The organism is Pseudomonas sp. WS 5503 (assembly GCF_012985385.1).
Taxonomy (GTDB): Bacteria; Pseudomonadota; Gammaproteobacteria; order Pseudomonadales; family Pseudomonadaceae; genus Aquipseudomonas; species Aquipseudomonas paracarnis.
Genome location: NZ_JAAQWI010000004.1, coordinates 25,609 through 45,266, shown reverse-complemented (window position 1 = coordinate 45,266; position 19,658 = coordinate 25,609). Strand labels below are relative to the sequence as shown.

Sequence of the window (19,658 nt, the reverse complement as noted above, 5' to 3'; positions counted from 1 at the left end):
CCGAATGCGCTCTTTGACCCTGCACCTGAAAATCCTGATCACCTTGCTGGTGGTGCTGGGCATTTCGGTCACCGCCTATCAGATCTTCGTGCTGGGAATTCCCGTCACCGAAGATGCCACCGACGACTTGTGGAACATCGACGCCAAGGTCGAGTTCGTCGCCAACCCGAAAGACCCGGTCAAGATCCAGATGTTCGTGCCGCCCTTGAGCCGCGACTTCGTCAGCCTCAATGAGAGCTTTATCTCGAACAACTACGGGGTGAGCGTCAACCGCATCGACGGCAACCGCAAGGTCACCTGGTCGGCGCGTCGGGCCAAGGGCAACCAGACCCTCTATTACCGCCTGGTGCTGACCAAGCGCTACAGCGGCGAAAAGGTCAAGATCAAAGGCCCGACCTTCCGCGACAGCATCGCCGTGGAAGGCCCCGAGAAGATCGCCGCCGAAGCCTTGCTGGCCCCGATCCGCCAGCACTCGGCCGACGTCGAGACCTTTATCAGTGAAGCCATCAAGCGCACCAACAACCTCAACGACGACAATGTGAAGTTGCTGCTGGCCGGCGACCCCTCGACGCCGCACAAAGCCAAGATCGTCGAACTGCTGCTGTCCATCGCCCACGTGCCGGTAGAGAAAGTCCACACCATCCGCCTGGTGGCCGACCAGCCGCAAACCCCGGAACTGTGGCTGCGCAGTTTCAACGGCAACGACTGGCTGTACTTCAACCCGGAGACTGGCGAACAGGGCCTGCCCGCCGACCGCCTGCTGTGGTGGACCGGCGATGAAAACCTGATCACCGTCGATGGCGGCAAGAAAGCCATGGTGACCTTCAGCCTGAACAACAGCGAGATGAACGCCATCCGCCTGGCCAAGCTGACGGACGAAAACACCGACGCCAACTTCCTCGAATACTCGCTGTACGGCCTGCCGCTGCAAACCCAGCAGACCTTCATGATCATGGTGATGATCCCGATAGGCGTGCTGGTGATCTTGATCCTGCGCAACCTCATCGGCCTGCAGACCCTGGGCACCTTCACCCCCGTACTGATCGCCCTGGCATTCCGCGAGACCCAGTTGGGCTTCGGGATTGTGCTGTTCACGATCATCACGGCACTGGGCCTGTCGCTCCGGTCGTACCTTGAACACCTTAAACTGCAGATGCTGCCGAGGCTGTCGGTGGTGCTGACCTTCGTGGTGGTGCTGATTGCCGCCATCAGCCTGTTCAGCCACAAGCTGGGGCTGGAACGCGGCTTGTCGGTGGCGCTGTTCCCGATGGTGATCCTGACCATGACCATCGAACGCCTCTCGATCACCTGGGAGGAGCGTGGCGCCAACCATGCGCTGAAAGTGGCGATTGGCACGCTGTTCGCTGCGTCCCTGGCGCACCTGATCATGAGCGTGCCGGAGTTGGTCTACTTCGTGTTCACCTTCCCGGCGATCCTGTTGATTCTGGTGGGCTTCATGCTGGCCATGGGTCGCTACCGCGGCTATCGCCTCACCGAGCTGGTGCGTTTCAAGGCGTTCCTGAAGGCTGATTCTTGATGTTTGGCTTCTGGAAGACCTGGAAGGCCCTGGAAGCGCGGGGGATCATGGGCATTAACCGGCGTAATGCCGACTACGTGCTCAAGTACAACAAGCGCAGCCTGTACCCCATCGTGGATGACAAGATCATCACCAAGGAACGGGCCCTTGCCGCCGGCATCCATGTACCGGAAATGTACGGGGTGATCTCCACCGAGAAGGAAATCGACAAGCTCGACGAGATCATCGGCGGGCGCAGCGACTTCGTGATCAAGCCCGCCCAGGGTGCTGGCGGCGACGGCATCCTGGTGGTGGCCGACCGGTTTGAAGGGCGCTACCGCACGGTGTCCGGAAAAATCATCAGCCATGAGGAGATCGAGCACCAGATTTCCAGCATCCTCACCGGCCTGTACTCCCTCGGCGGCCACCGCGACCGCGCGTTGATCGAGTACCGCGTGGTGCCCGACCAGATCTTCAAGAGCATCAGCTATGAAGGCGTGCCGGACATCCGCATCATCGTGCTGATGGGCTACCCGGTGATGGCGATGCTGCGCTTACCCACCCGCCAGTCCGGAGGCAAGGCCAACCTGCACCAGGGCGCGATCGGCGTGGGTGTAGACCTGGCCACCGGCCTGACCCTGCGCGGCACCTGGCTGAACAACATCATCACCAAGCACCCCGACACCACCAACGCGGTGGATGGCGTGCAACTGCCCAACTGGGACGGTTTCATGAAGCTCGCCGCCGGCTGCTATGAGCTGTGCGGGCTGGGTTATATCGGCGTGGACATGGTGCTGGACCAGGAAAAAGGCCCATTGATCCTTGAGCTGAACGCTCGGCCTGGGCTGAACATCCAGATTGCCAACGATTGCGGCCTGACTTTGCGCACCCATGCGGTGGAGGCACGGCTTGAAGAGCTCAAGGCAGCCGGGGTGACAGAAACCCCCGAGGAACGGGTGAAGTTCGTGCAGGAGATGTTCGGGCATATTCCGCCGGTTGAAGGCTAAGCAGCGCATCGCAGGCAAGCCCGGGCTCGATAGGTGGGAGCTGGTTTGCCTGCGATAGCTTTCTGACAAGCCATTTGCCTCTCAGCCTATACCCTCTATCGAGCTATCACCGACATCCCCTCTAGGAGCAAGTCCTACAGAGGACTACAATCCCCTCCCCCCCGCCACTGGCTGATTCACCCTCGCATGTCGACCTGCTCCGTTTACCCCTTACCCTACCGGGCCAACCCCGCCGAGTACTTTGCGGCTATTCGCCATGCGCCTGGCGCGGTGCTGCTCGACAGCGGCCGCCCGGCTGCCGAGCGGGGGCGTTATGACCTGCTCAGCGCCTGGCCCGAAGCGACCTTGACGGTTGGGCCGGATGAACGCGGCAGCGATTTCCTGCAACGCCTGCGCGAGAACCTGGCGCAGTTGGGTGAGGCGGCCCTGCCTGCTGGCGTTGAATTGCCATTTGCCGGCGGTTTGATCGGTTACTTGAGCTATGACTTCGGCCGGCACTTGGAACAGGTCTCGCGCCTGGCCGTGGACGACCTGCATCTGCCGGATGCGCGCCTGGGGCTGTATGCCTGGGCACTGGTTAGCGATCACCTGGCGCACACCAGCCAACTGGTGTTTCACCCGGTGCTGGCCGATAGCGAGCGGCAACGTCTGATCGCCCTGTTCAGTCATGCAACAGGTGACACCCCCACCACCTTCAAGCTCCAGGGCACCATGGCGCCGGACCTCAGCGTGGATGCGTACCAGCAGGCCATCCTGCGTATCCAGGATTACATCCAGGCCGGCGACTGCTACCAGGTCAACTTTGCCCAACGCTTTCGTGCGCCGTGCATCGGCGATCCATGGGCAGCCTACTGCGCGCTGCGCGAAGCCTGCCCGACGCCGTTTTCCGGGTTCCAGAGTTTGCCCGATGACGGCGCGGTGCTGAGCCTGTCGCCGGAGCGCTTCGTGCGCATCAGCGAAGGCCAGGTCGAAACCCGCCCGATCAAGGGCACCCGCCCTCGCGGTTTAACACCGGAAGAGGACGCTGCCAACGCCGCTGAGCTGCTCGCCAGCCCCAAGGACCGCGCAGAAAACCTGATGATCGTTGACCTGCTGCGCAACGACCTCGGCCGCAGTTGCCGAATCGGCTCGGTGAACGTGCCGGAACTGTTCAGCCTGGAAAGCTACCCCAACGTGCACCACTTGGTGAGCAGTGTCACTGGCATATTGGCCGACGACAAAGACGCCCTCGACCTGATCGCCGGCAGCTTCCCTGGCGGCTCCATTACCGGCGCGCCGAAGATTCGCGCCATGCAGATCATCGATGAGCTGGAGCCCACCCGCCGCGGGTTGTATTGCGGCTCGCTGGTGTACCTGGACGTGCGCGGCGAAATGGACAGCTCCATCGCGATTCGCAGCTTGCTGGTCAAGGATGGGCAGGTGTGTTGCTGGGGTGGCGGCGGGATTGTGTCGGATTCAGAGTGGCAGGCGGAGTATCAGGAGTCGCTGACGAAGGTGCGTGTGTTGTTACAAACGTTGGAAAATCTGTAGGGCACAGCCCCTTCCTAGCGTTCGAGTAGAACGCCATGCGATAGAAAAAGCCTGAATCAGAACCGCTGTGGACGGGATAGACGCTTGCAGATAGCGTCCGGAGCGACCGTCCACCCGCCACCTGTGAAGGATCACATGAAGCGACTACCTCCTCGTCTGGAAATATTTCCGAGTTTGCCTATCCACGCAATCGCACCTATGATCTCCCAAAACGGGAGGTTGAAGCGATGCGGATAATCGCTCTATCTACCCTACGAATATTCTGGGAAAGCCATTCAGCTTATAGCGACGCCAGAACACCGCTGGTCGAGTTGTATCGGCACATGGAAAAGGCCAATTATCCAACACCGCAAGCACTCAAGGCCGAACTCAGAACAGCGAGCATTCTTAAGGGTGGCAGGGTCGTGTTCAACGTTGGCGGCAACAAGTATCGAGTGATCATGGCGATCGACTACCAGCGACAACTAGGGTTTATACGGTTCGTGGGGACCCACGCTCAGTACGACCAGATCAACGCGGAGACTGCGTGATGAACATCAAACCTATTCACTCCCAGGAAGACCTGACTGCGGCACTCGTACGAGTCGAGCAGGTATGGGGAGCACCACCCGGCTCGCCTGAAGGTGATGAGCTGGAAATCCTGGCAGTCCTCATCGAGAAGTACGAAGCCGAGCATTACCCCATGCCCCCTTCGGATCCGGTAGAGGCTATCAAGTTTCGCATGGAGCAATTGGGCATGACCGCCCGCGATCTGGAGCCGTTTATCGGCACCAGTGGGCGGGTGTCAGAGGTGCTGAACCACAAGCGCAAGCTGAGCCTGTCGATGATCAAGCGTCTGCATGAAGGCTTGCGTATTCCTTATGAGCGCTTGCTGGCCGAGGGTAAGGTGTGACGGCGCCGACGCCATCGCAGGCAAGCCCGACTCCCACAGTTGACCGCGTCGTTTGACGTTACATGGTCAAAGGTGGGAGCTGGCTTGCCTGCGATGGGGCAATCAGCCGCGCCGCATAACTTACAGGCTCAACTGCCGATTCGACGCCTTGATAAACTCTTTCTTCAGGTCTTCAAACGTATGCACCGCCGGGAACTGCGGGAATTCGCGAATCACATTGTCCGGCGCATGGAACAGAATCCCACGGTCAGCTTCACCCAGCATGCTGGTGTCGTTGTAGGAATCACCGGCAGCGATCACGCGGTAGTAGAGGGTCTTGAATGCCAGCACCGATTGGCGCTTGGGGTCTTTCTGGCGCAGTTGGTAGCTCACCACCCGATCGTTTTCATCGGTGATCAAGCGGTGGCAAAGCAAGGTCGGGAAACCCAGCTGACGCATCAGCGGCTGGGAGAACTCATAGAAGGTGTCGGACAGGATCACCACCTGGAAGCGCTCGCGCAGCCAATTGACGAACTCAATGGCGCCGTCCAGCGGCTTGAGCGTGGCGATAACGGCCTGGATATCGGCCAGCTTGAGCCCATGCTCGTCGAGGATGCGCAGGCGCTGTTGCATCAGCACGTCGTAGTCGGGGATGTCACGGGTGGTGGCCCGCAGGGACTCAATGCCGGTTTTCTCGGCAAAGGCGATCCAGATTTCCGGAACCAGTACCCCTTCCAGGTCAAGGCAGGCAATTTCCACACGACACTCCTGTTAGATATTGTTAGTTGAGCGAGCAAAAGGACTGCCGAACTCTAGCGACTCACGCCCGCCGCCGCAACGCGGGACAGTTTTTGATACCATCGCCCTCCTAGAGAGCGCTCAGCGCCACTGACCTGTAGGAACCGTCCTGATGAACCAAGCCTTCGACGTCGTTGAACTCGCCACGACTTATGCCAACAAGTCTGCCCAGGACATTCTCAAGCTGGCGTTCAGCCAGTTCGGCGATGACTTGTGGATTTCCTTCAGCGGTGCCGAGGATGTGGTCCTTGTGGACATGGCCTGGAAGCTGAACAAGAACGTCAAGGTGTTCAGCCTCGACACCGGCCGCCTGCATCCGGAGACCTACCGGTTTATCGAGCAGGTGCGTGAGTTCTACAAGATCGACATCGAGCTGATCTCGCCAGACCCGAGCAAGCTGGAGCCCTTCGTCAAAGAGAAAGGCCTGTTCAGCTTCTATAAGGACGGCCATGGCGAATGCTGCGGCATCCGCAAGATCGAACCGCTGCGCCGCAAACTCGCCGGTGTCAGCGCCTGGGCCACCGGCCAGCGCCGCGACCAGAGCCCCGGCACTCGCAGCCAGGTGGCGGCGCTGGAAATCGACACGGCGTTCTCCACACCGGAACGCACCCTGTACAAGTTCAACCCGCTGGCGCAGATGACCAGCGAAGAGGTCTGGGGCTACATCCGCATGCTGGAGCTGCCGTACAACAGCCTGCATGAGCGCGGCTTCATCAGCATCGGCTGCGAGCCCTGCACCCGGCCGGTACTGCCCCGCCAGCATGAGCGCGAAGGCCGCTGGTGGTGGGAAGAAGCCACGCAGAAGGAATGCGGGCTACATGCGGGGAATATCATCAGCAAGGCTTGAGCCTCCGATGCCACCGCCTCTGTAGGAGCGAGCTTGCTCGCGAAAAACTCACGGACGCCGCGTTTATTCAGGAAGCCCGCGTTATCGTTGACGTTTTTCGCGAGCAAGCTCGCTCCTACATAACGCGATATTTGCTTTGGGGCCGGGTAAACCTGTACACAACCTTGTAACCATAGGTGCCATTTTTGTGTGCAACTTAATGTGCAACGCACCAAAACGTAACATCTCCCTGCGCCAATGGCGCTGCATATAAATAACCCTGCAATTAATGAAAAAATAAATACCTGTTCAAACGGTCAACTTATAGTGCCCGTAATTCAGTAAGTTATTCGCGACCTATATAAAAACGAAATTAGCCAAGATTTTCATATATCGAGAATTGGCACGCATATGGCTTAGGCAGAAGTGCGCTTTGTATACAATCAATACAAAACCTACATACACTTTGCCATCCGCCGCTTTGCTGCAGATGCGCTGGAGCCTGCCGGAATGCGTACAAGTCTCTCGAACACCCTCGCACTGGATCTGCCCTCCTCCCCCCTGAATCCTGCAGCCACAGGCCCCGGCCCGCTGGTACTCAGCCCGCGCCTGCACAACAAGGACCTGGCGCCCACCAAGGTCGAAGGCCGACGCTGGGGGCGCTATAGCATCTTTGCGCTGTGGACCAATGACGTGCACAACATCGCCAACTATTCATTCGCCATTGGGCTCTATGCCCTGGGCCTGGGCGGCTGGCAAATATTGCTGTCCCTGGGGATCGGCGCGGCGCTGGTGTACTTCTTCATGAACTTGTCGGGCTACATGGGGCAGAAGACCGGTGTGCCGTTTCCGGTTATCAGCCGCATCAGTTTTGGCATTCATGGGGCGCAGATTCCGGCGTTGATTCGGGCGGTAATTGCGATTGCCTGGTTTGGGATCCAGACCTACCTGGCCTCGGTAGTTTTCCGCGTGCTGCTGACCGCCATTCATCCAGGGTTTGCCGATTATGACCACGACTCGATTCTCGGGCTGTCGACCCTGGGCTGGGCGTGTTTTGTGGCGATCTGGCTGGTGCAGTTGGTGATCCTCGCCTACGGCATGGAAATGGTACGTCGCTATGAAGGCTTCGCCGGGCCGGTGATACTGCTGACCGTGGCCGCACTGGCCGGCTGGATGTACTTCCAGGCGAACGGGCAGATCGCCTGGTCGATCCGCGAGCCCCTGAGTGGCGGCGAGATGTGGCGCAATATCTTTGCCGGCGGCGCGCTGTGGCTGGCCATCTACGGCACCCTGATCCTCAATTTCTGCGACTTCGCGCGTTCATCGCCGTGCCGCAAGACCATCCAGGTCGGAAACTTCTGGGGCCTGCCGGTCAATATCCTGGTGTTCGCCGCGATTACCGTGCTGCTGTGCGGCGGGCAGTTCCAGCTCAATGGCCGCGTGATCGAAAGCCCGACCGAAATCATCGCGGCGATCCCCAACACCTTCTTTCTCGTGCTCGGCTGCCTGGCCTTCCTGATCGTCACCGTGGCGGTGAACATCATGGCCAATTTCGTCGCCCCGGCCTTTGTACTGAGCAACCTGGCGCCCAAGTACCTGAACTTCCGGCGCGCCGGGCTGATCAGCGCCTTCGTTGCCGTGCTGATCCTGCCGTGGAACCTCTACAACAGCCCGTTGGTGATCGTGTACTTCCTCTCTGGCCTCGGCGCGCTGCTGGGGCCGTTGTACGGGGTGATCATGGTCGATTACTGGCTGATCCGTAAAAGCCAGGTGGATGTGCCGCAGTTGTACAGCGAAGACCCCCAAGGCATTTATTACTACAGCCGTGGGGTGAATATGCGTGCGGTGGCGGCGTTCATTCCGGCGGCAGTGATCGCCATCCTGCTGGCGCTGTTGCCGGGGTTTGCCAGCGTCTCGCCGTTTTCCTGGTTGTTTGGCGCCGGCATTGCCGGGTTGCTGTACCTGCTGATTGCCAAGCGTCAACCGCACTACGCCGATGTCAGCGGCGAAAGCATTGCCGTCGATAACGTCAGTCATTAAACAAGGACTTTCCATGCGTATCCTCGTGGTCAACGTCAACACCACCGAATCCATCACCGACACCATTGCCCAGCAAGCACGGGCCGTGGCTTCACCGGGCACCGAGATTGTCGGGCTCACCCCGTACTTCGGCGCAGAATCGGTGGAAGGCAACTTTGAAAGTTATCTGGCAGCCATCGCCGTGATGGATCGGGTAATGGCCTACGACCAGCCCTTTGATGCGGTGATCCAGGCCGGTTATGGCGAGCATGGCCGTGAAGGGTTGCAGGAATTGCTCAACGTGCCGGTGGTGGATATCACCGAAGCGGCGGCCAGCACCGCGATGTTCCTGGGGCACGCCTACTCGGTGGTGACCACCCTGGACCGCACGGTGCCGCTGATTGAAGACCGGCTGAAACTCGCCGGCCTCTACCAGCGTTGCGCTTCGGTGCGTGCCAGCGGCATGGCGGTGCTGGAGCTGGAAGAAGACCCGCTGGGCGCCATGGAAGCCATCGTGCACCAGGCCGAACTGGCCATTCGCGACGACAAGGCCGAAGTGATCTGCCTGGGCTGCGGCGGCATGGCCGGGCTGGACGAGCAGATTCGCCAGCGCACCGGGGTGCCGGTGGTGGACGGGGTGACGGCGGCGGTGATGGTGGCCGAGTCGTTGGTGCGGTTGGGGTTGTCGACCTCGAAGGTCAGAACTTATGCGACACCGCGGCCGAAGAAGGTCATCGGCTGGCCGGGCAAGTTCGGGCGGTAGACCGATGCGCCTGCATCGCGGGCAAGCCCGGCTCCCACATTGGATTGCGATCACTGTGGGAGCCGGGCTTGCCCGCGATGGCCACGACTCGATACAAGGCCCTGCTCAGATAGCACTGAACCGTTGAGCCAGTTTCTGCTCAGCGAACTGCTCAATAATGAAATCCACAAACGCCCGCGTCTTGCCCGGCAGCAATTTATGCTCGGCGTAGTAGATGGAAATATTGCCGTCGTCCACATACCAATCGGGTAACACTCGCACCAACGCACCGCTGTCCAGGAACGGCACCGCCATCGGCATGCTCACCAGCGCGATGCCAAGGCCCTGGGCACTAGCGCAGCAAGCGGCTTCGGAGTCGCTCATGGTCATCGCCGGTTTCAGCACTAAAGGGCTGTGCTCGCGCTCACGATGGGTCAGTTGCCATGAACGCACACGGCCTGTCTGCGGCGAGCGGATCAAGATGCCAAGGCAGTGGGACAGGTCATCGGGCGCCAGCACCAGCGAGCACCGCGCCAGGTAATCCGGCGACGCCACCAGCACCCGGTGCGCCGGGGTCAACTTGCGCGCCACCACGCCTTGGGGCAGCTCAAACCCGCCGCCAATGGCCGCATCGAAGCCTTGCCCGATCAGGTCGACCTGGCGGTTATCGAAATGCCAGTCCGGGCTGATATCCGGATAGCGCCGCATAAATTCGCCCAGCAACGGCACCACGTACCGGTTACCGAACACTGGCCCCATGCTGACCTTGAGCGTGCCCACCGGCCGCCCTTCGGCACTGGCCAGGTTGGCGACCGCATTCTGAATGGTGGTGAGGCTGCCGCTGACTTCCGCCAGGAACATCTTGCCGGCTTCGGTCAGCGCCAGACGCCGAGTGCTGCGCTGGAACAGCCGCACACCGAGGCGCGCCTCCAACTTGGCAACGCTTTTACCCACCGCAGCCGGGGTCAGGCTCAGGTGCCGAGCAGCCTCGGCAAAGCTGCCACCCTCGGCGCTGCGCACAAAGCATTCGATACTGCCAAAGCTTTCCATATCGCCCCACTCTAAACTTTTGGTTTACACAGACTATAGCAACCACGGGCTACCGAGCTGCGCGGGTGAGGTCGATACTCGCTCCATCAACTACCTCGGAGATCGACATGAACACACATAACCTCGCCGGCAAAGTCGCCTTGATTCAAGGCGGTTCCCGCGGTATCGGCGCCGCCATCGTCAAGCGCCTCGCCGCCCAGGGGGCAGCGGTTGCCTTTACCTACGTCAGCTCGGCCGCCAAGGCTGAAACACTGCAGAACGAGGTGATCGGCGCAGGGGGTCAGGCTCTGGCGATTCACGCCGACAGCGCCGATGCCACGGCGATTCGCGCGGCGGTCAACGCCACGGTCGAGGCGTTTGGACGCCTGGATATCCTGGTGAATAACGCTGGCGTGCTGGCCATCGCGCCGCTGGACGAATTCAAGCTGGAAGACTTCGACCAGACCTTGGCGATCAATGTGCGCAGCGTGTTTATCGCCACCCAGGAAGCCGCCAAGCACATGGGCGAAGGTGGCCGCGTGATCAATATCGGCAGCACCAACGCCGAACGCATGCCCTTTGGCGGTGGCGGGCCCTACGCCATGAGCAAGGCGGCGCTGGTGGGGTTGACCAAGGGATTGGCGCGGGACCTGGGGCCACGGGGCATCACCATCAACAACGTGCAGCCTGGGCCGGTGGACACCGACATGAACCCGGCGAGCAGTGATTTTGCCGAAAGTCTGATCGGGTTGATGGCGGTGGGACGGTATGGGCATGTGGAGGAGATTGCCAGTTTTGTGGCCTATCTGGCCGGGCCGGAAGCCGGCTATATCACGGGCGCCAGCCTGACCATCGACGGTGGGTTCAGCGCCTGATTTTGCAAAACCGCACACCAAATGTGGGAGCGGGCTTGCCCGCGATGGCTGTGTGTCAGTGCGACATCTGTCACTGCACTACCGCTTTCGCAGGCAAGCCAGCTCCCACATTTTTGACCGCGCGGGGTCAGGCCATGGGGGGCAAGCCGTAGGCGGCCAAATCAAAGTCGGCGAGCTTGCGAATAATCTGGTCAGCATGCTGGTACTTGCTGTCAGCCATCGCCTCATCGGGCACCGCAATAGCGGTCATGTGCGCAGCCTTCGCCGCCGTCACGCCGAACGGCGAGTCTTCGAACACCAGGCAATCCTCAGGCGCTACACCCAACCGGCGCGCGGCGGTGAGGAAGATATCCGGCGCTGGCTTGGCGGCGCCGACTTCCGGGTCATCGGCGGTGACGATGGTGTCGAACAGGCCAAACCATTCACGGTGCAGGGTGGTCTTGTGGCCAAACGAGTTACGCGATGAACTGGTGCCCACCGCAATCGGAATATTGTGCGCCTTCAAGTGCCGCACCAACGCCTCGGCACCGGGCATGCCCAAGGCCTTGGGAAAGCGCTCGCTCATCAGCGGTTCGCGTATTTCCAGAAACTCGGCGGGCGTGATCGGCAGGTCCAGCGCCTTGACCACGTAATCGGCCAAATCCTGGGCACCCCGCCCGATGATGTGCTGCTTGATGCCCCAGTCGTAGGTACGGCCATAGCGTTCGGCAATGATCTGCGTGACTTCGGTGTAGATGCCTTCGGTATCCAGCAACAACCCGTCCATATCGAAAATCACGGCTTTGATCGGGACAGCGGTACGCGGTGCATTCATCACAACACAACCTTGGGGCGAGGACTAAAAGGATTCAGCACAATAACGGCCCTCATTGCCTGCAAGCAACCTTCGTGGGCCTTCCGTTGATTCATACCACGCAACAGTTTTACCCGTCGGCGCTGACGGCGGCCGTCTAGGGTTTGAAAGGAAAACGTCATGACCCGTTGACGCGGATCTGAAAATACCGATTGCAAACCTTATAAAAGACTTATTAACCTCCCATGAATTCAATCCAATGGACGCGAAAAGCCGTCAAACAATTGCTTCGGTTGCATTCGTATCATCAGCAACAGGTACGCGATGCCGTGTCCGCTCTTGAACACATGCCCGATGCAATCAACGTCAAGGCGCTGGTTAACCATCCTCACAGCTATCGCTTGCGGGTAGGTCATTACCGGGTCCTTTTCGACTGGGACGGCAGCATCCAGGTCGTCAGCATCCAAGAGGTTAAAAAACGTGACGAGCGAACCTACTGCCGTACAGATCATCCACAATACGCAGGGCGAGCCAGCCTATGTGGTGATTCCCTATGAACACTATGTGGCGCAGCAAAACGATCCAAACCTGATACCCCATGCGGTAGTCAGCCGCCTGGTGGATGGCGCAACACCTATTCGCGCGTGGCGCGAGCATCTGAGCCTGACCCAGGAAGAAGTCGCCAAACGCCTGGGTATTTCACAATCGGCATTTGCCCAGCAGGAAGCGGTCAGCAAACCCCGCCGCACCACGCGGGAAAAGATAGCCAAAGCGTTCGGTATCAATGCCAGTCAACTGGAGCTATAACGGCGCGCTGCAGAAATTCACGTACCCCTTCACCTCACATCGAGCTCAAACATGCTCTACCGCCTAGCCGCCGACGGCCTCGTGCTGTTCCACCTGGCCTTTATCCTGTTCGTGCTGTTCGGCGGCCTGCTCACCCTGAAGTGGCCCAGGGTAATGTGGCTGCACCTGCCCGCCGTTGCCTGGGGCATCGCGGTGGAGGTGCTGCACCTGCCCTGCCCACTCACCCGTTGGGAAAACCTGTTTCGCCACTTGGCCGGGCAGGATGGTTATGGCGGTGGGTTTATCGAGCATTACATTCTGACGATGATCTACCCAGCCGGGCTGACTGCGAATACTCAATTAGTGCTGGGGGCCGTGGTGGTGGTGGTCAACCTCGCCGTGTATGCACGCCTGATCAAACGCAAGTAGGCAGGCAACCCAGGCCAACCAGGGTGGCCTCCACCGCCTGTTCCAGCGGTGTGTGGGGCTCATGGCCGAGCGTCGCGAGCAGGCGCTGGTTATCCAGGCGCAACGGTGTTTGCCACAGGTAGCGCATCTCCTGCATCTCACGCACGGTGACGACAAAAGGCGCCGCCCAGTTCAACAACCACCAGGGAAACGCGCCGACCCTGGGTTGCTGGCCCGTCCTGCGCAGCACCACACGCTGGATCGTCTTAGCCATCTGCGTACCGTCCGCATCCATGTACCCAGCCATATGAAAGCAGGCGAAGGCGCCAAGACTGGCACGACGCTCAATCAACTCAAGCATTGTACGCGCTACGTCCGGCAGATAAGCCCATTGATGGGCCACGCCGTAATCGCCTGGGTAGCGGATGGTGTGCACCGGTTTGCCGGGTTTGACCAAGCCTTGGGCAAACCAGTTATTGGCCACCCTGGCGCCGAAAAAATCCCCAGCGCGCACAATCACCACCCGGGCGCCCTGAGTGGAAGCGGCTCGCAAGCGCTGCTCCATCTGCACACGGATCGCGCCCTTGCGAGTCAGCGGGTGCTGGGGTGAGTCTTCGTGCAGCACAGGGAATGCATCCGGCCCGAAGTTGTAGACCGTGCCGGGCAGCACGACTGTCGCGCCTTCGCAGATGGCCGCCGCAATCGAGTTGTCGATCATCGGCAACACCCACTCGGCCCATTTGCGATAACCCGGCGGATTGACGCCGTGCACGATTACCGCGCAGCCCCGGGCGGCCGCGATCACGTCGTCGCGATTCAGGGCATCGCCTTTTAGCCACGTAAAAACAGGATTTTGGCTGCGAGCCTTGATCAGATCCCGAGTCAACGCCCGCACCTCCCAGCCCGCCGCGCTCAACTGCCGCGCCACTTCGCCACCAATGCCACCGGTTGCACCCAAAACCAGAACCTTGCTCATCACCCTCTCCCACTGTTGGTTGATGAGGGTATGTTGGATGCGGAACAGCTATAGAGGAATTGCCCAAGAGTATCGAGCCGCTATACATTTATGTATGGCTACTAATATCGGTTGGGAGCTTTACCGGTCATTTCTCGGTGTACTCAAGGAAGGATCGCTGTCGGGGGCCGCACGGCAGCTCGGCATCACCCAACCCACGGTAGGGCGGCACATCGCCGCGCTGGAAACGGCGCTGGGCGTCGTGTTGTTCACCCGCTCGCCCTCAGGCTTATTACCCACTACGGTCGCTCACACACTGCGGGCGCATGCAGAAACCATGGCGCGTACCGCCGCCGCCCTTGAACGCGCCGCCTCGTCCCAAGGCGATGAGGTGCGCGGCGTGGTACGAGTATCGGCCAGTGAAGTGGTGGGTGTAGAGGTACTGCCGCCGATCATCACGCAATTGCGCCAGGAACACCCGCACCTGAAGGTGGAACTGGTGCTGACCAACCGCTTGAGCGACCTGCTGCAGCTGGAAGCCGACATTGCCGTGCGCATGGTGCGCCCCAGCCAGGAGCAGCTGCTGGCGCGGCGTATCGGCCTGATCGAAGTCGGCCTGCATGCCCGTGACGATTACCTGCAGCAACACGGCATCCCCCAACACATGCACGACCTGGCCGGCCACTCCGTCATCGGCTTTGATCAAGCCACTGCATTTATCCGCAGCCTGGCAATCAAGGGTTTTGAGCGCAACGCCTTCGCCATCAGTAGCGACAGCGACCTGGCGCAACTGGCAATGATCCGCGCCGGTGCCGGCATCGGTGGGTGCCAGGTACAACTGGCCCAGCGCGACCCACGTCTGCGCCGAGTGCTGCCTGACGGCTTCGCGTTTAAAATGGACACTTGGGTCAGCATGCACGAAGACCTGCGCAACAGCCCACGCTGCCGGGTGACATTCGATGCACTGGTGGCAGGTTTGCAGCGTTACGTACAGGCTTGAGACAGCTGCGCTGGTGAACAATCAGCGCACCTCAATCCGTTCGCGGTCGCCCCATGTCCGAAGCCTTCGAAGTTCCCAGCCCCCACGAAAAACACCTTGAACACACCACCGAGCATGCTCACGGCCGCGGCGATAGCTTTGCCAGTCGTATCGCCGTGATGACCGCGATCATGGCGACCGTCGGTGCCATGCTCAGCTATTAGGCCGGCTCCAGCGAAAGTGAAGCTGCGATGGACAAGAACAACGCCGCCATCATCAAGACCGAAGCCGCTAACCAGTGGAACTACTACCAGGCCAAATCCAGCCGCCAGAACCTGGCAGAACTGGCCAGCCATATTCCCGGCGTGGATGCGGCGCATTACCAGGCGGAGATCGAGCGCTACAAGCGCCAGAAGGAAGAAGTGCGTAAACAGGCCGAAACGCTTGAGGCCACTTCACGGGACTGGGACCACAAATCCGAGGAAGCGCTGCACCAGCACCATCGCTGGGCCCAGGCGATGACGGCGATTCAGATCGCGATTTCATTGGCGGCGATTACCCTGCTCACGCGCAAGGAATGGCTCAAACGCATGTCGTACACCGCCGGCGGGGTGGCGGTGATGTTGGGTGGCCTGGCGTGGCTGCATCTCTGACACGCCGAAGAATAAATGTGGGCGCTGTCGAGCCCCAACCAGGCTGCAATGGGATCACCGCGCAGTACCCGCCAGACTGCGACCCAGCCTCGCTGATTGATTTCAATCTGCCAACTGAGCGCTTAGAGTGTCGCCCCCCCGAGAATTGAATCTCGAGATTGAATTTATGGAGTTATAAGTGAAATACGTCAGTAAAGTCGTTGCAGCAGCCGTACTTGGTTTCACCCTGGCAGGTTGCACCGGCACCGCCATGAAAACCCAGCAATACGACGCCAGCCAATACACCGTCCTCGGCCACAGCGAAGCCAGCGCCACCGGCATCATGCTGCTGGGCGTCATCCCCATCGGCCAGAACAACCGCTTCGTACGCGCCCAGGATGCAGCCATCAAGGCCAAGGGCGGCGACGCGTTGATCAACACACAAGTGCAGGAAAAGTGGTTCTGGGCTTGGGTATTGAACGGTTACACCACCAAAATCTCCGGTGATGTGATCAAGCTGAAAACCGCGCAATAAAGTACGAAATTGCCAGGGCGCTGACCCCGGCAAGCGACGTATCATGGGCCTGACTTTCGAGGATGGCCCATGAACCTCAGCATCATTTACGCCCTCGCGGCCGCCGCCCTGTTCGGCGCCAGCACCCCGCTCGCCAAAAGTCTTGGCCTGGGCCTCTCGCCCATCCTGCTCGCCGGCCTGCTCTACCTCGGCAGCGGCATTGGCCTAGCCGGTGTGCGCTTGATCCGTGATCGCGGCTGGAAACCTACCGGGCTAACCCCATCGGAATGGCCCTGGCTACTTGGCGCCATCGCCTTCGGCGGCCTCCTCGGCCCCGTTGCACTGATGTTCGGCCTGACCCGCACCACCAGCGCCAGCGCCTCCCTGATGCTCAACCTTGAGTCGGTACTGACCGCCGTGATCGCCTGGGTCGTGTTCCGCGAAAACGCCGACCGACGCATCGTCCTCGGCATGCTCGCCATTGTGTTGGGCGGCGTGGTGTTGTCGTGGTCCGGTGCTGACAGCAGCCATCAGGACTGGACCGGACCGCTCGCCGTTGCGCTGGCGTGTTTGTGCTGGGGCATTGATAACAACCTGACGCGCAAGGTGTCGGCGTCTGACGCGCTCTTTATCGCTGGGGCCAAGGGCTTGATTGCGGGGTTGGTGAATTGCAGCCTGGCGCTTTACCTGGGGGCGCAGATTCCGGGCGTGGCGCAACTGGCGCCGATTCTACTGGTAGGTTTCCTCGGCTATGGCATCAGCCTGGTGATGTTCGTGCTGGCCCTCCGCGGGCTGGGCAGCGCGCGCACCGGCGCTTACTTCTCCACGGCACCCTTTCTCGGTGCCGCAGTGGCGTTGCTGGTATTTGGCGAGTCGGTGACCGTGGCGTTCTGGATTGCCTCGGCACTGATGGCCGTAGGCGTGTGGCTGCACCTGACGGAGCGGCATGCCCATGAGCATCTGCATGAGGCAACGGAACATGGACACTGGCATGTGCATGATGAGCATCATCAGCATGAGCATGGGTTTGAGTGGGACTCGAAGGTGCCTCATAGTCATGTGCACGCACATGGAGTGATGAGGCATAGCCATGCGCATTTTCCGGATGTGCATCATCGGCATAGGCATTGAGGTCGGGCTTAGGCATAGGGCGTGACGTCATGGGGCCGCAGACTGAAAGGCCAGACAACTGAGCTGATAAAAGTTGTACTTTTCAAACCCCAGAAATCACAAAACCCCTGGTTTCTTTCGAAACCAGGGGTTTTGTTTACATCGAATTTGGCGGTGAAGGAGAGATTCGAACTCTCGATACAATTTCTTGTATACACACTTTCCAGGCGTGCTCCTTAAGCCACTCGGACACTTCACCGTATCTCGTCAAACCAGTTCAGTCTGTCGAGGCGCGCTAATGTAGTCGAAAGCCTTTCTGATGGCAAAGGTTTTTTTCAGAATTTTCATGCGGTTAGACCGTTATGCCATTCACCGTCCGGCAAGGGGTGGTGATTGTGCCATTCTCAGGCATCGGCGGCACGCGTCTGGAGCGCTTGCTGCGCCCTGCTCCGGGGCGTCTACCCTTGGGGATGCAGGAAAAGCCTGACTGGGTAGTCAGTCACGGCGCTTTACCCGCGCGGGCGTGGTGAGTAACGTCTGCTCATCTATCTCTATAACAAGCCCTACAAGGAACCGCGTCATGAGTGAGTTGATTGCCTACCACTTCGAAGACGGTATCGCGACCCTGACCCTGAGCAACGGCAAGGTGAATGCCATTTCTCCGGCGGTGATCAGTGAGTTTAATGCGGCGCTGGATCAGGCCGAGAAGGATCGGGCAGTGGTGATCATCACGGGCACACCGGGGATTTTGTCGGGTGGTTATGATTTGAAGGTGATGACCGCTGGCCCTAAAGAGGCAATCAGCCTGGTGACCTCGGGTTCGACCCTGGCGCGGCGGATGTTGGCGCATCCGTTCCCGGTGATCGTGGCCTGCCCTGGCCATGCGGTGGCCAAAGGCGCGTTCCTGTTGTTGTCGGCCGATTATCGGATTGGCGTCGAAGGCCCGTTCAGCATTGGTCTGAATGAAGTGGCGATTGGCATGACCATGCACCATGCCGGTATCGAGTTGGCGCGGGATCGCCTGCGTAAGTCGGCGTTTCAGCGTTCGGTGATCAATGCCGAGATGTTTGATCCGCAAGGCGCCTTGCACGCCGGTTTCCTCGACAAGGTGGTGGCACCCGAAGAACTGCACGCCGCCGCACTGGAAGCAGCGCGGCAGCTGAAGAAGATCAATATGAACGCGCACAAGCACACCAAGTTGAAAGTACGCCGCGCGCTGCTCGAAGCCCTGGACGATGCAATCATCCAGGATCAGGGCCATAGCCTGAGCTAAGTCCTACACCTGCTGTGCCTGAGCCCGACCTTGAGTCGGGCTTTTTCTTACCTATAAATGTGAAACGTCCGTAGCCGCTCTAGCTAGCCGTTATCGGCCCATGTGGAAACATGCGCTTAAACATCGGCTATCTCCTACGTCTGTAGGGGCAATTGCCGAATACAGTGCACATCCGTACACTGCGCCACCTTTTGTCCCGATGGGCCGTGTCGATGCTTTTTCTGTTGCGTATGTTGTTGATGAGCCTGCATTTTATGATCGCTGGCGTGCTGGGTGTGCTGGTCGGTGTGTGCCGGCCGTTCAACCCGGACAACAGCCGTCTCTGCGCTCGCCTCTATGCGTTGCCGGCCATGCGGATCTTGGGCTTGAACGTGAAGACCGACGTCGACTCGCTGCGCGACAAGCCCGGTACCTGCGTGGTGATCGCCAACCATCAGTCCAATTACGATTTGTTTGTGTTCGGCAATGTAGTGCCCCACCGCACGGTCTGCATCGCCAAGAAAAGCCTGAAATGGGTACCACTGTTCGGCCAGTTGTTCTGGCTGGCGGGCAATGTGCTGATCGACCGCGGCAATGCGCACAAGGCCCGGCGTGCGATGCTGACGACCACGCATACCTTGCAGCATGAGGACACGTCAATCTGGGTGTTCCCGGAAGGTACGCGCAACCTGGGCAAAGGGTTGTTGCCGTTCAAGAAAGGCGCGTTCCATATGGCGATTGCGGCCGGTGTGCCTATCGTGCAGGTGTGTGTCAGCAATTACGTGACGCAGATGAAGCTCAATCGTTGGGACAGCGGCAGTGTGCTGATACGCTCGTTGCCGCCGATTACTACCTGTGGGTTGACGGTGGATGACATCCCTCAGTTGCTGCTGACGTGTCAGACGCAGATGGATGAATGCATTGCACAGATGGACCGCGAACTGCAACGCGCGTAGGCGCACGCTTAGGGTGACGCGGAGCGTCACGGGCGGCATTCCCACGCAGAGCGTGGGAAC

General features: G+C 59.9%; 21 protein-coding genes, 1 tRNA gene and 2 pseudogenes. 19 read left to right on the top strand and 5 right to left on the bottom strand.

Features of this window, described 5'->3' with window-relative positions; all coding sequences use genetic code 11:
- Positions 1–4 precede the first annotated feature (4 nt).
- From HBO10_RS12100 to HBO10_RS12080, 5 genes are all read left to right on the top strand, one after another.
- Positions 5–1,537 carry an inactive transglutaminase family protein gene (locus HBO10_RS12100; RefSeq protein ID WP_003193324.1) on the top strand — a complete coding sequence of 511 codons (1,533 nt, stop codon included), beginning with the start codon at positions 5–7 and terminating at the stop codon, positions 1,535–1,537.
- Positions 1,537–2,523 carry an alpha-L-glutamate ligase-like protein gene (locus HBO10_RS12095; protein WP_003193326.1) on the top strand — a complete coding sequence of 329 codons (987 nt, stop codon included), beginning with the start codon at positions 1,537–1,539 and terminating at the stop codon, positions 2,521–2,523. The genes HBO10_RS12100 and HBO10_RS12095 overlap by 1 nt, the downstream gene beginning before the upstream one ends.
- A 186-nt stretch (positions 2,524–2,709) precedes the next feature.
- Positions 2,710–4,053 carry an aminodeoxychorismate synthase component I gene (gene pabB, locus HBO10_RS12090; RefSeq protein WP_034128347.1) on the top strand — a complete coding sequence of 448 codons (1,344 nt, stop codon included), beginning with the start codon at positions 2,710–2,712 and terminating at the stop codon, positions 4,051–4,053.
- A 227-nt stretch (positions 4,054–4,280) separates the two neighbouring features.
- Positions 4,281–4,583 carry a type II toxin-antitoxin system HigB family toxin gene (locus HBO10_RS12085; RefSeq protein WP_034128346.1) on the top strand — a complete coding sequence of 101 codons (303 nt, stop codon included), beginning with the start codon at positions 4,281–4,283 and terminating at the stop codon, positions 4,581–4,583.
- Positions 4,583–4,945, top strand: a complete 363-nt coding sequence (locus tag HBO10_RS12080; protein ID WP_034128345.1) for a transcriptional regulator — start codon at positions 4,583–4,585, stop codon at positions 4,943–4,945. The genes HBO10_RS12085 and HBO10_RS12080 overlap by 1 nt, the downstream gene beginning before the upstream one ends.
- A 120-nt stretch (positions 4,946–5,065) precedes the next feature.
- Here HBO10_RS12080 and thrH read toward each other — a convergent pair whose 3' ends face one another.
- Positions 5,066–5,683, bottom strand: a complete 618-nt coding sequence (gene thrH, locus HBO10_RS12075; protein WP_014719505.1) for a bifunctional phosphoserine phosphatase/homoserine phosphotransferase ThrH — start codon at positions 5,681–5,683, stop codon at positions 5,066–5,068.
- Between the two features lie 151 nt (positions 5,684–5,834).
- Here thrH and HBO10_RS12070 point away from each other — a divergent pair, with 151 nt between their 5' ends.
- From HBO10_RS12070 to HBO10_RS12060, 3 genes are all read left to right on the top strand, one after another.
- Positions 5,835–6,569, top strand: a complete 735-nt coding sequence (locus tag HBO10_RS12070) for a phosphoadenylyl-sulfate reductase (protein WP_014719506.1) — start codon at positions 5,835–5,837, stop codon at positions 6,567–6,569.
- 489 nt (positions 6,570–7,058) lie between these two features.
- Complete coding sequence (locus HBO10_RS12065) at positions 7,059–8,588, top strand: NCS1 family nucleobase:cation symporter-1 (protein ID WP_032895779.1); 1,530 nt, start codon at positions 7,059–7,061, stop codon at positions 8,586–8,588.
- Positions 8,589–8,601: 13 nt separating this feature from the next.
- Positions 8,602–9,330 (top strand): aspartate/glutamate racemase family protein, encoded by a 729-nt coding sequence (locus HBO10_RS12060; RefSeq protein WP_034126767.1) that lies wholly within the window; start codon positions 8,602–8,604, stop codon positions 9,328–9,330.
- A 105-nt stretch (positions 9,331–9,435) separates the two neighbouring features.
- Here HBO10_RS12060 and HBO10_RS12055 read toward each other — a convergent pair whose 3' ends face one another.
- Positions 9,436–10,359, bottom strand: a complete 924-nt coding sequence (locus tag HBO10_RS12055; protein ID WP_034126766.1) for a LysR family transcriptional regulator — start codon at positions 10,357–10,359, stop codon at positions 9,436–9,438.
- A gap of 107 nt (positions 10,360–10,466) precedes the next feature.
- Between HBO10_RS12055 and HBO10_RS12050 the strand changes: the two genes are divergently transcribed.
- The gene (locus tag HBO10_RS12050) at positions 10,467–11,213 is read left to right on the top strand and encodes a 3-oxoacyl-ACP reductase family protein (protein ID WP_034126765.1); all 747 of its coding nucleotides are present in this window, start codon (positions 10,467–10,469) and stop codon (positions 11,211–11,213) included.
- Positions 11,214–11,340: 127 nt separating this feature from the next.
- On the opposite strand, the gene HBO10_RS12045 is transcribed toward HBO10_RS12050, so the two are convergent.
- A complete protein-coding gene (locus HBO10_RS12045) occupies positions 11,341–12,027 on the bottom strand; it encodes an HAD-IA family hydrolase (protein WP_019820575.1) in 687 nt (228 codons plus the stop codon).
- Between the two features lie 224 nt (positions 12,028–12,251).
- On the opposite strand from HBO10_RS12045, the pseudogene HBO10_RS12040 reads away from it, so the two are divergent.
- The 3 genes and pseudogenes from HBO10_RS12040 to HBO10_RS12030 all read left to right on the top strand — a co-directional run.
- Positions 12,252–12,503 (top strand): annotated as a pseudogene (locus HBO10_RS12040) (type II toxin-antitoxin system RelE/ParE family toxin); the annotation flags it as partial.
- Positions 12,487–12,813, top strand: a complete 327-nt coding sequence (locus tag HBO10_RS12035; RefSeq protein WP_014719512.1) for a helix-turn-helix transcriptional regulator — start codon at positions 12,487–12,489, stop codon at positions 12,811–12,813. The pseudogene HBO10_RS12040 and the gene HBO10_RS12035, both read left to right, overlap by 17 nt.
- 51 nt (positions 12,814–12,864) lie before the next feature.
- Entirely contained in the window at positions 12,865–13,221 is a 357-nt protein-coding gene (locus HBO10_RS12030) for a DUF2784 domain-containing protein (protein ID WP_014719513.1), read from the top strand.
- Here HBO10_RS12030 and HBO10_RS12025 read toward each other — a convergent pair.
- Positions 13,208–14,176 (bottom strand): NAD-dependent epimerase/dehydratase family protein, encoded by a 969-nt coding sequence (locus HBO10_RS12025; protein WP_014719514.1) that lies wholly within the window; start codon positions 14,174–14,176, stop codon positions 13,208–13,210. The two genes, HBO10_RS12030 and HBO10_RS12025, sit on opposite strands and share 14 nt — an antisense overlap.
- Before the next feature lie 94 nt (positions 14,177–14,270).
- Between HBO10_RS12025 and HBO10_RS12020 the strand changes: the two genes are divergently transcribed.
- The 4 genes and pseudogenes from HBO10_RS12020 to HBO10_RS12005 all read left to right on the top strand — a co-directional run bounded on the left by HBO10_RS12020 (position 14,271) and on the right by HBO10_RS12005 (position 17,411).
- Complete coding sequence (locus tag HBO10_RS12020) at positions 14,271–15,155, top strand: LysR family transcriptional regulator (RefSeq protein ID WP_034126764.1); 885 nt, start codon at positions 14,271–14,273, stop codon at positions 15,153–15,155.
- Between the two features lie 53 nt (positions 15,156–15,208).
- Positions 15,209–15,787 (top strand): annotated as a pseudogene (locus tag HBO10_RS12015) (DUF4337 domain-containing protein).
- A 178-nt stretch (positions 15,788–15,965) separates the two neighbouring features.
- Entirely contained in the window at positions 15,966–16,301 is a 336-nt protein-coding gene (locus HBO10_RS12010; RefSeq protein ID WP_003193349.1) for a hypothetical protein, read from the top strand.
- Positions 16,302–16,370: 69 nt separating this feature from the next.
- A complete protein-coding gene (locus tag HBO10_RS12005; RefSeq protein WP_034126763.1) occupies positions 16,371–17,411 on the top strand; it encodes a DMT family transporter in 1,041 nt (346 codons plus the stop codon).
- Between the two features lie 148 nt (positions 17,412–17,559).
- Here the strand turns inward: HBO10_RS12005 and HBO10_RS12000 are convergent.
- Positions 17,560–17,649, bottom strand: a tRNA-Ser gene (locus tag HBO10_RS12000).
- A 103-nt stretch (positions 17,650–17,752) separates the two neighbouring features.
- Between HBO10_RS12000 and HBO10_RS11995 the strand changes: the two genes are divergently transcribed.
- From HBO10_RS11995 to HBO10_RS11985, 3 genes are all read left to right on the top strand, one after another.
- Positions 17,753–17,920, top strand: coding sequence for a hypothetical protein (locus HBO10_RS11995; RefSeq protein WP_155290843.1), 168 nt, complete (start codon positions 17,753–17,755; stop codon positions 17,918–17,920).
- Positions 17,921–17,970: 50 nt separating this feature from the next.
- On the top strand, positions 17,971–18,663 hold the full coding sequence (locus tag HBO10_RS11990; RefSeq protein ID WP_034126762.1) for a crotonase/enoyl-CoA hydratase family protein: 693 nt from the start codon (positions 17,971–17,973) through the stop codon (positions 18,661–18,663).
- A gap of 212 nt (positions 18,664–18,875) precedes the next feature.
- Complete coding sequence (locus HBO10_RS11985) at positions 18,876–19,598, top strand: 1-acylglycerol-3-phosphate O-acyltransferase (protein WP_034126761.1); 723 nt, start codon at positions 18,876–18,878, stop codon at positions 19,596–19,598.
- Positions 19,599–19,658: the final 60 nt, after the last annotated feature.